This window comes from Mycobacterium sp. NPDC003449, from assembly GCF_053588415.1.
In genome coordinates this window covers 1-10,929 of sequence record NZ_JBSFPX010000215.1, presented here as the reverse complement: position 1 = coordinate 10,929, position 10,929 = coordinate 1, and the positions used below count along the sequence as shown (strand labels likewise).

Sequence of the window (10,929 nt, the reverse complement as noted above, 5' to 3'; positions counted from 1 at the left end):
ACTGAACATGGTGGCGGTCGGCGGGCTGGCCCCGACGGTGTGGGGCTGGCGCCACCGTCCGGTGTGGCGCTGGTTCGTGCTGGGCTCGGGCGTCGGGGTGCTCTGCGGTTGGGTGGTGCTGCTGGGTGTAGCGGTCGGGCAGTAGCCGGTCAGGCCACCAGGGTGTGCGCCAGGCGCGTGCGCCATGCCGCCACGTCGTCACCCTCGACCCCCAGGATGCGCAGCACCACCTGATCGGCACCGGCCGCCCGGTACTCGGCGACGCGCTCGGCGATCCGGCCCGGCGTCCCCCACGTCGCGATCCCGTCCAGCAGCCGGTCGCTGACGCCGTCGATGTCGGCGACGGTGAAGCCCTGCGCGAGCAGGTTGCGGCGGTAACCGCCCTGGCGGGCCAGGAAATCCAACGGCCCGGCCGCCGCGGCCCGCGCACCGTCGCGGTCGGCGCCCGCAGCGACCATCAGCAGCACGGCCAGCAGCCGGTCGGGGCCCAGCGTCGCGCGGGCCCGCGCCACATAGGACGGCGTGACGAGATACGGGTAGGCACCGTCGGCCCGGTCCCGCGCCAGGGCCAGCATGTTCGGCCCGAGCGCGGCCAGGATCCTGGCGTCGACGCCGGCCGCGTCGAGCTCGTCGAGGTAGGCACCGAGGGTGGCCAGCGGATGCGGCCCGTGGGCGCCGCCCAGCCCGACGACGAACCGGCCGGGGTGTTCGCGCTGCAGCGCGGTATGGGTGGCGACGACCTCGGCCGCGGCCACCCGCACGACCGGGATGATGCCGGTCGCCACCGGGGTCGTGGTGGTGGCGCGCACCGCCGTGCCGAGCATCGCCAGATCGCCCGAGCGCCAGAGGGTGCTGAAGCCGAGGTCTTCGGCCTGGCGGGCCTCGGCGGCGACGGCGGCCGCATCGTCGGTGTGCGGGAGGCTGCTGGCCAGCCCGATCGGGCCGAGGAGGATCATGCGCACCGACGCTATGACCTCAAGGACCCTTCAGGTCAACCGGCTACCGCTGGGTGCCCGAGGAGCGCACGCCCAGCAGGACGTCCTCCCAGGCGGGTACGGCCGGTTTGGCTTTGCGGGCCCGCTTGGGTGCCGGATCCGCGGCCTGCTCCTCGACCGGTTCGGGTTCCGGGGCGGCCGGCTCGTGGGTCTCGAACGCCAGCTGCGGTACCGCGGCGACGGGGCGCAACGGCCTGCCGAAGTCGGGGTTGATCAGTTCCCGGGCGGAATCGTCGGCCGCGGTGACGGTGCCGCCGTGCGCGCCGGGGCTGAACCGGAAATGGGCCTGGATGTCGGAGCGGCCCGCTTTCCAGGTGAGCCGGACGGTCCACCGGCTGTCCTCGTTGCGCCAGGCGTCCCAGCTGGTCATATCGGGGTCGAGGCCGCGGGCCACCAGGGCCGTCGACACGGTCTCCTGCAGGGTCAGCACCGCCGGACCGTCGGCCAGCACCGGATGCGCCGCGGTGGCGAGTTCGGCCGCCCGCGCCCGTTCCAGGAGCACCGGGTGGGCGAACCGCTCCACCCGTTCGATCGGAACCCCTGCCGCGGCGGCTAACTGCTCCACCGATGCGCCGGCACGGATTTTTGCTTGAATCTCCTTGGGGCGCAGCACGTTTTGAACCTCTACATCGATCTGGGTCTGATTCGAGGCAACCTGGTCCCCGCGCACCGCGGCGCGAAGACGGTCGTCGACACGCAAGCTGAACATCTCTTTGGAGTCGTCGGATTCACAGATGATGCGTTTGCCGTCCACGTCCAGACCGACGACCCTGACTTCTCGCATACCGACCTCCTGCGCGCACCCTACTGCGTTATCTGCGCGTTACCGTGCTGACACGCGGGCGATGCCGCCGACCGCGGCCGAGCACGCTCAGAGTTTTTCGACGACCCAGTCGACACAGCTGGTCAGGGCGCTGACGTCGTCGGGGTCGACGGCCGGGAACATGCCGATCCGCAACTGGTTTCGGCCCAGTTTCCGATACGGCTCGGTATCGACGATGCCGTTTGCCCGCAACACCTTGGCGACGGCGGCCGCGTCGACGTCATCGCTGAAGTCGACCGTGCCGACCACCTGCGACCGCAGCGCCGGATCGCCGACGAACGGGGTGGCGTACGCGGTGCCGTCGGCCCACGAGTACAGCCGCTGCGAGGAGTCGGCCGTGCGCTTGACCGCCCAGTCCAGTCCGCCGTTGCCGGTGAGCCAGTCGATCTGCTCGGCCAGCAGCACCAGGGTGGCGATCGCCGGGGTGTTGTAGGTCTGGTTCTTGAGGCTGTTCTCGATCGCGATCGGCAGCGACAGGAAGTCGGGCACCCATCGGCCCGACGCGGCGATCGCCTCGACGCGGGCCAGTGCCGCGGGGCTCATGACGGCCAGCCACAGCCCACCGTCGCCGGCGAAGTTCTTCTGCGGCGCAAAGTAGTACGCGTCGACATCGGCGATGTCGACGGGCAGGCCGCCGGCCGCCGAGGTGGCGTCGATCAGGATCAGCGCGTCGCCGGATCCCTCGGGGCGGCGGACCGGAACCGCCACGCCGGTCGAGGTCTCGTTGTGCGCCCAGGCGATCGCGTCGACCGACGGGTCGGCCTGGGGCGGCGGCGCGGTGCCCGGATCGGATTTCACCACCACCGGGTCGCCGATGAACGGGTTCTTGGCGACCGCCGAGGCGAACTTCGAGCTGAACTCGCCGTAGGTCAGGTGCAGCGAGCGTTTGTCGATCAGGCCGAACGCGGCGGCGTCCCAGAACGCCGTCGACCCGCCGTTGCCGAGGATCACCTCGTAGCCGTCGGGCAGCGAGAACAGCTCGCGCAGCCCGTCGCGCACCCGGCCGACCAGGTTTTTCACCGGGGCCTGCCGGTGCGATGTGCCGAACAGATCCCCGGCGGCGGCCAGCGCGGTGAGCTGTTCGGGGCGCACCTTGGACGGCCCGCAGCCGAAGCGGCCGTCACGGGGTTTGAGGTCGGCGGGGATGGTGAGCTCAGCCATGCCGACAAGCCTAAACGCGGACCGGGCCGGCCGAGCGTGGGCCCTGTGCACGTAAACCGGCCGGATCGTGTGCACGCGGCCCACGCTCGGCGCTGACGGCTCAGCGCCAGGCCCCGACGAGCCGCGCCGCGAGGCAGGTGTCGCGGCCGGCCCAGCCCGCGAGCACATCGGCGGCCGCGACGGCGGACGAGATCACCGGCACGCCGAGGTCGGTGCCGACGTCGGCGATCGCCGAGACCGTCGGCATGCCCGTTCCGCTCAACAGGACCGCATCGGCGTCGGCGGTGTCGAGGCCGCGGAGCAGCGAGACCACCTCGGCCGGACCGATCGCGTAGATGCCGTCCGGCGCCGGGACGGCGACCACGCCGGCGACCTGGAATCCGCTCGAGTGCCAGAACTCGACGGCCCGCCCGGTCAGCCAGTCGGGGTAGGGCGAGACCACGAGAATGCGGCGACACCGCAGCTGATTCAGCGTTTCCGCGATGGCTCGGGCCGCCGTCAGCGGACGCGGATGCCGAGTCGACATCCGGGTGGCGAGGCCCTCGTCGCCGTCGGGGCCGACGAGATAGGACGACCCGGTGCAGGCCAGGTAGATGGCATCGAGTCGCATGCCGCCGAAGGACCGCCGCACGCCGGGGAGCGCGTCGTTGTAGGCCAGCAGGCGTTCCTCCAGGGTGCCGCTCACCACCGGCAGCCGGGTGGTCGGCAGCGATGTGGACGCCGGCAGCAGCGCGCGCATCTCGTCCTCGACCGTCGGGTTCTCGGGCGGGACGACGACACCGCACCGGTACGCCGGAGCCGTCCCGCCCGGCGGCGGGCCGGTGTCCCGGTGCATCCCGTTAATTTCCTGTGAACCGGTTGACAACGTTGTGCACATCACTCCAAAGTAGCAATCGGTTCCGCTGAGGTAGACGCCGTATCGTTCAGCGGAACAATCCCTCGCGAAAGGTGGAGCGCACGTGATCGCACTTGATCGACGAGGTCTCTTCCGGCTGGGTGGCGCCGCGGGCCTGATGATGGCGGGCGGAGCGGCCATCGCCGGCTGCGCCGAGAAACCCGGCGGGGCGGGTGGGGCCGGCGGCTCGACGCCGGTGACGACGGTGCGGTCGACGAACGTCTCCTGGCTCTGGGCGCCCTACCTGTACGCCGCCGAGAAGGGGTACTTCGGCGAGGAGGGGGTCGACGAACGCGGGAACGCGAGCGGTGACGGCGAGCCGGCCGGCATCGTGGCCTCCGGCCAGAGCGAATTCCTCATCGGTGCCCCGGCCGGCCCGCTCAAGTCGACCCTCGCGGGTCAGCCGCTCACCTTGTTCGCCGGTCTGGTCACCACCTACGCGAGCAATATCGTCATCACCGACGAGGCCGCGTCGAAGGCCGGCCTGACGCCCGGTTCCGGCAATGACGAGAAGGCCGCCGCGTTGCGCGGACTGCGGATCGCCACGACGGGTCCCGGCGCCGGCCCGGATCTGCTGGTTCGCTACGTCGCGACCGAGATCGGCGGCCTCAACCCCGACCGCGATCTGAACCTGGTACCGGTCCAGGGCGGGGAGGGGCCGATCCTGGCCGCGGTGCAGAACAACGCCGTCGACGGCTTCTGCCTGTCCTCGCCCGCCTCGGACACCGGCATCGCGAGGTTCGGCATGCAGTACCTCTTCGACATGTCGACCGACCCGATCGACGAGCTCGTCGACAACCTCTACATCGCGTTGTCGGCCCGCCCTCAGACCTTCGAGGAACGCCCGCAGGAGGTCACCGGGTACTGCCGGGCGCTGCAGCGCTCGCTGGTGTCGATCAAGGACGATCCGGAGGATTTCAAGGCGGTCATGAAGGGCCTGTTCGAAGGCATCGAGCCGGAGATCTTCGAGCTGGGCTTCGCCGCGAATGCCGGCATCTACGGCAGCTCCATCGAGATCACCGAGCCGCAGTTCGACCAGGCCGTGGACTTCCTGCGGCTGGCGCTCGAGGCGCAGGGCTCAAGCTCGGGGGCCGCCGACCAACTGTCCTTCGGTGATGTCGTCAACACCGAGTTCGCGAAGAAAGCCGTAACAGAGATCGGAGCCGCTTGATGTGGAATCGCCAGGATGTCGACTTCATCAGGACCCAGGACCTGTCCTGGTCCGAGATCCCCGCGGGGTCCTTCGGGTCCGGGCACGGCGGCGGCCTGCGCAAGCTGCTGTCGACGGACCCGGGTGACGGGGCCAGGACCGATCTGGTCACCTTCACCAACGCGCAATCCGGCGTACTGGCCGCGACGTGCGACTTCTTCGTGGTGTCCGGTACGGGCACCGTCAACGACGAGCCCTACGCCCCGGGCAGCTACGTGCACACCGCCCCGCTGGCCGAGCTGAGCTGGATCCCCGCCGCCGGGCCGACCGTGCTGTACGCGGGACACTTCGCCGAGCCGTCCTTCGAGGCGGGCTCGGGCAGCGGCGCCGTCACCATCCGGCACGAGACCCGCGACGAATGGGTGTCGATGGGCTGGCGCGGTGACGAACCGCAGCCCGCCGATGTGCGGATCCGCTGGCTCAGGCAGGACGACGACGGCATCGTCTTCCTCGTCGGGATGCTGCCCGGGTACACCGCGCCCATGGAGGAGGTGCACCCGGTCTACGAGGAATCCTTCAAGGTCGCGGGCGACCTCATGCTGGGCCGGCGAGGCGTCGTGAAACCGGGCGGCTACTTCTTCCGCAGCCCGGGCACCTGGCACGGCCCCCTCTACAGCCGGACCGGCAACCTCTCCATCATCCGCAAGAACGGGTTCGGCAGCACCGACTACCGCGACCCGCAGGAGGGCGACCTCGCCACCCTGGTGCCGCAGCTCTATGCGAACGATCCCGAGCTCGTGCCGTCGCTGAAGGCGCCGTCGTGACCAGCGGCACCGCGATTCGGCCCCCGGCCGCCGGGCAGCGGGATCCGGTCGTCGAGACTCGCGGGCTGTCCAAGACCTACGAGACCCGCCGCGGCGGTACCCAGGCACTGTCCGCCGTCGACTTCACCCTGGCCCGCGGCGAGTTCGTGGCGCTGCTGGGCCCCTCGGGATGCGGTAAGTCGACGCTGCTGAACATGGTGGCCGGGCTGATCGCGCCCAGCGCGGGCACCCTGCTGTTCGAGGGTCGCGCACTCGACGGCCCCAACACCGCGATCGGCTATATGACCCAGCGCGATTCGATCCTGCCGTGGCGCACGGTGCGCGAGAACATCGACCTGCCGCTGGCCATCCGCGGCGTCCCGAAGGCGCAGCGGGCCACCCGGGTCGCGCACTACATCGACCTGGTGCGGCTCGGCGGTTTCGAGGACGCCTATCCGGCGGCGCTGTCGGGCGGAATGCGCAAACGCGTCGGCCTCGCGCAGGCGCTCGTCTACGAGCCGGACACCCTGCTGCTCGACGAGCCGTTCGGCGCACTCGACGCGCTGCTGCGGCTCAAGCTGCATGAGGAACTCAACCGTATTGTCAACCGGCTCAAGACGACCGCCCTGCTGGTGACCCACGATATGGACGAGGCCGTGACACTCGCCGATCGCGTCGTCGTGATGAGCGCGCGTCCGGCCCGGATCGCCGCGGAGGTGCCCGTCGACATCCCGCGTGCCGAACGCGGTGCGGCATCGCAGGGTTCGGACCGTTACCTGGAGATTCGCCGCCAGGTATGGGAGGAGCTCAGCGCCGTGATCGACTCGACCGAAACGACGGGAGCCGACGCATGACCGTCGCCCAGGCCAAGGACACCGCCGTGACGGCGCCGTCGGGTGCGCGGCGCGGCTCTTCTGCTGCCCGCCGCCGGAACGTCCTGCTCGGCCAGATCGTGTTCGTGGTCGTCTGGCTCGGTTCGTGGGAACTGTTGTCGGGCCCCGTGATCGATCCGTTCTTCGCCAGCTCGCCGTCGGCGATCGCGGGCCAGATCTATCGCTGGGTCGAGAGCGGCTTCATCTGGGTGCACCTGTTCACCACGCTGAAAGAGTTCATCATCGGACTCGCGCTCGGGATCGTCGGCGGTACCCTCGTCGGGTTCACCTTGGGCCGGATGCCCACGGCGGCAGCGATTCTCAACCCTTTCGTGACGATGGTCTACAGCCTGCCCAAGCTGGCCCTGGCGCCGATCTTCATCCTCTGGTTCGGCATCGGGCTGTCCTCGAAGGTCGTCCTGGTCGCGCTGATGACGTTCTTCCTGGTCTTCTACAACACCTTCACCGGTGCCCGCGACGTCGACCCGCTCTACGTCAACTCGCTGCGGATCATGGGAGCGTCGCGCCGGACGGTCTACCAGCGTGTCGTCATCCCGTCGGCGTCGGTGTGGGTGATGACCGGTATCCGGATCGCGGTGCCCCAGGCGCTGATCGGGGCGATCGTCGGCGAGCTCATCTCCTCCAACCAGGGCATCGGTTTCGTGGTGGCCAACGCCGCGAGCTTCTTCGACACCACCGGAGTGCTCGCGGGTGTGGCACTGGTGGCCGTCGTGTCGGTCGTCCTGTCCCAGACCGTGATCAAGATCGAGCAGCGGGTGACCCGCTGGAAGGAAGCGCAGTGAGCCAGACCTCCACCGAATCCCTGCTGGACACCATCCGCGGAGAGCGCGGGTACACGCTGTCCTACCACGAGATCTACGCCAGGACCGAGCCGGACTTCCTGGCCAGATACGCCGACCTCTACCGCGCGTTCACCCTCGACCAGCGCATCCTCTCGCCCCGGGAGCGGGAGCTGGTGTGGATCGGGATCCTGGTCGCCGACGGGGAACGGGTCGGCACCCTGCATCTGGAGCGTGCGCTGGAGGCCGGCATCACCCCCGACGAGGTCGGGGACGCCGTCGCGGTGGCGGCGGTGGCCCACGGATGGCCCGCGCTGGCCTTCGTCGACGACGCCTGGACGCACGCCGTCGAATTCTCGATGTGGACCCGTTACGCGGCCCTGCTCAAGCGCTCGGCGCCGCTGTTGTCGGCGCGGGAGATCGAACTCGTCGCGACCGCCACCCAGGGAGCGTTACAGCACGGCGCCGCCCTGCTGTGGCATCTGGAGCGGCTGTACGCGGCCGGCACACCCGAGGCCGAGATCGGCGAGGTGATCAGCTATCTGCTGCTGCCGAAGGGCGCCAACACGATGCTGTGGGCCACCGATCTGTGGCTCGGCGCGATCGCCGACGGGAGGCTCACGGCGGGCGAGACACTCGCCGGCGTCAACACCGCGACCCGACGTTCATGAGCACCCTCGTCGTCGGGGGGCGCGGGGCGATCGGCGCCGCCGTGGTCGAGCGGTTGCGCGGTGCCGGCGATACCGTGCACTCGCTGGACCGCGAGGACGGCGTCGACGCCTCCGATCCGGCCGGTATCCGCGACTTCGTCGCCGCGCTGCCCGGCCCGCCACGGCGGGTGGTCCACGTCGCGGGCAGTGTCGGGACGGGAGGCGTGCTCGAAACCGGCCCCGACGAGTGGCACCGGATCATGGCCGACAATCTGACCAGTGCCTACCTGATCTGCCGGGCGGTCCTGCCTGCGATGCTCGACAACGGCGGTGGCGCGATCGTGCTGACCAGCTCGGTGAACGGCCGCCACGGCGGCAATGCCCTGTCCGGTCCCGCCTACGCGGCCGCCAAGGCCGGCGTCATCGGCCTCGGGCGCAACATCGCCAAGGAGTTCGGCTCCCGCGGGGTCCGGACCAACATCGTGGCCCCGGGCCCGGTGGCGTCGGGCATGACGGAGCGCCTCGCCCCGGACGCCCTCACCGATCTCGTCTCGACGGTGCCCGCCGGACGGGTCGGACGGCCCGAGGAGATCGCCGCGGCCGTCGCCTACCTCCTCGACGACGAGGCCGGATTCGTCAACGGCGCCGTGCTCGACATCAACGGCGGTATGTGGGTCGGATGACCGGGGATAGCTGCTAGCCGAGCGTGGGCCCTGTGCACGGAAACCAGCCTGATTGCGTGCACAGGGCCTACCCTCGGCGCTACAAGGTCAGGATTCGCGGGCCGTCGGCGGTCACGGCCACGGTGTGTTCGCTGTGCGCGGCGCGGGCGCCGGTCGCGGTCCGCAGGGTCCAGCCGTCGGCGTCGTGCCGATAGTCGTCGGTGCCGTCGGCGATCAGCATCGGCTCGATGGCGATCACCAGCCCGGCCCGCAGCCGGATGCCCTGGCCGCGTCGTCCCTGGTTGGGCACGTGCGGCGCCTCGTGCATGGTGCGGCCGATGCCGTGGCCGCCGTGGTCGGCGAGCATCCCGTAGCCGGCGCCCCTGGCCGACGCGGCGATCGCGTAGCCCACATCGCCGAGCGCGTTGCCCGGTCGCGCCGCGGCGATGCCCGCGGCCAGGGCCGCGTCGGTGGCCTCGATCAGCGCGGTATCGGCCGGCCGCGGGGTGCCGACGACGAAGCTGCGGGCGGCGTCGCCGCACCAGCCGCCCAGGATGGCTCCGAAGTCCACCGAGACCAGGTCGCCGTCGGCCAGCAGCTGCGGACCGGGGATGCCGTGCACGACGGCGTCGTTGACGCTCACACACAGCACGGCCGGGAAGGGGGTCGGCGCCCAGCGGGGGTGGTAGTTCAGGAACGGCGAGGTGGCGTCGTGCGCCGCCAGCACGTCGGCGGCGACGCGGTCGAGGTCGGCGGTGGACCGGCCGGGCTCTGCCTCGGCGACCACGGCGCGCAGCGCCTCGGCGACCACCGCACCGGCGGCCGCCATCGCGGTTATCTCGGATTCAGACTTGAGCTCGACCAATACCGGCATCCTTCGGCGAACAGGTGGCGAGGGGGTGGACATTTACTCGATACCTGCGGTACCGTTTGGACAATAGGCCGGACGATGTAAACCTCATGGGAGGATTCAAATGGCTCGGACCAAGATGGTCAGGCGGTGGCGTCGCAACATGGACGTCAGCGACGACGCCCAGTACGTTGACATGCTCACCACACTGTCCGAGGGGTCGGTGCGGCGCAACTTCAATCCGTACACCGACATCGACTGGGATGCGCCGGAGTTCGCGGTGATCCCCGACGATCCGCGCTGGATCCTGCCCGCGACCGATCCGATGGGCGGTCACCCCTGGTATCAGTCCCAGACGCGGGAGCGGCAGATCGAGATCGGCATGTGGCGCCAGGCCAATGTCGCCAAGGTCGGCCTGCACTTCGAGAACATCCTGATCCGCGGGCTGATGGAGTACTCGTTCTGGGTGCCCAACGGCTCCCCGGAGTACCGGTACTGCCTGCACGAATCGGTCGAGGAGTGCAACCACACCCTGATGTTCCAGGAGATGGTCAACCGGATCGGCAAGGATGTGCCCGGGATGCCGCGGCTGCTCAAGTGGGTGCAGCCGATCATCCCGCTGGCCGCGGGTCCGTTCCCGATTCCGTTCTTCTTCGGCGTGCTCGCCGGTGAGGAGCCCATCGACCACACCCAGAAGAACGTGCTGCGCGAGGGTAAGGCCCTGCACCCGATCATGGAGCGGGTGATGGCGATCCACGTCGCCGAGGAGGCCCGCCACATCTCGTTCGCGCACCAGTACCTGCACAAGCGGGTGCCGCACCTGCGTCGCCGCCAGCGCTGGATCCTGTCCCTGTTCGTGCCGCTGACCATGCGCATCCTGTGCTCGGCGATCATCGTGCCGCCGCGCGCGTTCTGGAAGGAATTCGACATCCCGCGCTCGGTGCGCAAGGAGCTGTTCTTCGGTTCGGCGGAATCGCGGAAGATGTTGCGCGACATGTTCGCCGACGTCCGGATGCTGTGCAAGGACACCGGCCTGATGAACCCGCTCGCCAAGCTGATGTGGAAGATCTGCAAGATCGACGGGCCGGTGAGCCGCTACCGCAGCGAGCCGCAGCGCGAGCACCTCGTCTCCGTCGCCTAGAGGTCTCATGCCCCATGTGATCACCCAGTCGTGTTGCAGCGACGGGTCCTGTGTCTACGCGTGCCCGGTGAACTGCATCCATCCGTCGCCGGATGAACCGGGTTTCGCCACCGGGTCGATGTAGAGC

The 10,929-nt window shown here is 69.9% G+C and carries 13 protein-coding genes and 1 pseudogene; 9 read left to right on the top strand and 5 right to left on the bottom strand.

The window, feature by feature from the left end; genetic code table 11:
- Positions 1–145, top strand: a 145-nt coding sequence (locus tag ACWDTP_RS33460) for a DUF2537 domain-containing protein (RefSeq protein ID WP_450027517.1), incomplete at its 5' end; no start/stop codon positions are given.
- 4 nt (positions 146–149) lie between these two features.
- On the opposite strand, the gene ACWDTP_RS33455 is transcribed toward ACWDTP_RS33460, so the two are convergent.
- The 4 genes from ACWDTP_RS33455 to ACWDTP_RS33440 all read right to left on the bottom strand — a co-directional run bounded on the left by ACWDTP_RS33455 (position 150) and on the right by ACWDTP_RS33440 (position 3,814).
- Entirely contained in the window at positions 150–956 is an 807-nt protein-coding gene (locus ACWDTP_RS33455) for a TIGR03620 family F420-dependent LLM class oxidoreductase (RefSeq protein ID WP_450027516.1), read from the bottom strand.
- 43 nt (positions 957–999) lie between these two features.
- On the bottom strand, positions 1,000–1,779 hold the full coding sequence (sepH, locus tag ACWDTP_RS33450; protein WP_450027515.1) for a septation protein SepH: 780 nt from the start codon (positions 1,777–1,779) through the stop codon (positions 1,000–1,002).
- An 87-nt stretch (positions 1,780–1,866) separates the two neighbouring features.
- Positions 1,867–2,979, bottom strand: a complete 1,113-nt coding sequence (gene serC, locus ACWDTP_RS33445) for a phosphoserine transaminase (RefSeq protein ID WP_450027514.1) — start codon at positions 2,977–2,979, stop codon at positions 1,867–1,869.
- A gap of 100 nt (positions 2,980–3,079) precedes the next feature.
- The gene (locus tag ACWDTP_RS33440; RefSeq protein WP_450027513.1) at positions 3,080–3,814 is read right to left on the bottom strand and encodes a maleate cis-trans isomerase family protein; all 735 of its coding nucleotides are present in this window, start codon (positions 3,812–3,814) and stop codon (positions 3,080–3,082) included.
- Between the two features lie 124 nt (positions 3,815–3,938).
- Here ACWDTP_RS33440 and ACWDTP_RS33435 point away from each other — a divergent pair, with 124 nt between their 5' ends.
- Genes ACWDTP_RS33435 through ACWDTP_RS33410 form a run of 6 tightly spaced genes read left to right on the top strand, consistent with a single transcriptional unit; the run spans position 3,939 to position 8,832 of the window.
- Positions 3,939–5,045, top strand: a complete 1,107-nt coding sequence (locus ACWDTP_RS33435) for an ABC transporter substrate-binding protein (RefSeq protein ID WP_450027512.1) — start codon at positions 3,939–3,941, stop codon at positions 5,043–5,045.
- Positions 5,045–5,848: a hypothetical protein gene (locus tag ACWDTP_RS33430; protein WP_450027511.1), complete on the top strand. Its 804-nt coding sequence runs from the start codon at positions 5,045–5,047 to the stop codon at positions 5,846–5,848. The genes ACWDTP_RS33435 and ACWDTP_RS33430 overlap by 1 nt, the downstream gene beginning before the upstream one ends.
- Positions 5,845–6,681: an ABC transporter ATP-binding protein gene (locus ACWDTP_RS33425; protein WP_450027510.1), complete on the top strand. Its 837-nt coding sequence runs from the start codon at positions 5,845–5,847 to the stop codon at positions 6,679–6,681. The genes ACWDTP_RS33430 and ACWDTP_RS33425 overlap by 4 nt, the downstream gene beginning before the upstream one ends.
- Positions 6,678–7,502 carry an ABC transporter permease gene (locus tag ACWDTP_RS33420; RefSeq protein ID WP_450027509.1) on the top strand — a complete coding sequence of 275 codons (825 nt, stop codon included), beginning with the start codon at positions 6,678–6,680 and terminating at the stop codon, positions 7,500–7,502. The genes ACWDTP_RS33425 and ACWDTP_RS33420 overlap by 4 nt, the downstream gene beginning before the upstream one ends.
- The gene (locus ACWDTP_RS33415) at positions 7,499–8,170 is read left to right on the top strand and encodes a carboxymuconolactone decarboxylase family protein (RefSeq protein ID WP_450027508.1); all 672 of its coding nucleotides are present in this window, start codon (positions 7,499–7,501) and stop codon (positions 8,168–8,170) included. The genes ACWDTP_RS33420 and ACWDTP_RS33415 overlap by 4 nt, the downstream gene beginning before the upstream one ends.
- Complete coding sequence (locus ACWDTP_RS33410) at positions 8,167–8,832, top strand: SDR family NAD(P)-dependent oxidoreductase (RefSeq protein ID WP_450027507.1); 666 nt, start codon at positions 8,167–8,169, stop codon at positions 8,830–8,832. Before ACWDTP_RS33415 ends, ACWDTP_RS33410 begins: the two co-directional genes overlap by 4 nt.
- Before the next feature lie 79 nt (positions 8,833–8,911).
- Here the strand turns inward: ACWDTP_RS33410 and map are convergent, their stop codons facing one another.
- Positions 8,912–9,676: a type I methionyl aminopeptidase gene (gene map, locus ACWDTP_RS33405; RefSeq protein WP_450027506.1), complete on the bottom strand. Its 765-nt coding sequence runs from the start codon at positions 9,674–9,676 to the stop codon at positions 8,912–8,914.
- A gap of 109 nt (positions 9,677–9,785) precedes the next feature.
- Here map and ACWDTP_RS33400 point away from each other — a divergent pair, with 109 nt between their 5' ends.
- On the top strand, positions 9,786–10,802 hold the full coding sequence (locus ACWDTP_RS33400; protein ID WP_450027505.1) for an AurF N-oxygenase family protein: 1,017 nt from the start codon (positions 9,786–9,788) through the stop codon (positions 10,800–10,802).
- 7 nt (positions 10,803–10,809) lie between these two features.
- Positions 10,810–10,923: pseudogene (locus tag ACWDTP_RS33395) on the top strand (hypothetical protein); the annotation flags it as partial.
- Between the last annotated feature and the right edge of the window lie 6 nt (positions 10,924–10,929).

Coding starts and splice junctions, on each gene's coding strand:
- sepH (WP_450027515.1), bottom strand. CDS start 1,779: ATGCGAGAAGTCAGGGTCGTCGGTCTGGACGTGGACGGCAAACGCATC.
- ACWDTP_RS33455 (WP_450027516.1), bottom strand. CDS start 956: ATGATCCTCCTCGGCCCGATCGGGCTGGCCAGCAGCCTCCCGCACACC.
- ACWDTP_RS33440 (WP_450027513.1), bottom strand. CDS start 3,814: ATGCACCGGGACACCGGCCCGCCGCCGGGCGGGACGGCTCCGGCGTAC.
- serC (WP_450027514.1), bottom strand. CDS start 2,979: ATGGCTGAGCTCACCATCCCCGCCGACCTCAAACCCCGTGACGGCCGC.
- ACWDTP_RS33420 (WP_450027509.1), top strand. CDS start 6,678: ATGACCGTCGCCCAGGCCAAGGACACCGCCGTGACGGCGCCGTCGGGT.
- ACWDTP_RS33430 (WP_450027511.1), top strand. CDS start 5,045: ATGTGGAATCGCCAGGATGTCGACTTCATCAGGACCCAGGACCTGTCC.
- ACWDTP_RS33410 (WP_450027507.1), top strand. CDS start 8,167: ATGAGCACCCTCGTCGTCGGGGGGCGCGGGGCGATCGGCGCCGCCGTG.
- ACWDTP_RS33400 (WP_450027505.1), top strand. CDS start 9,786: ATGGCTCGGACCAAGATGGTCAGGCGGTGGCGTCGCAACATGGACGTC.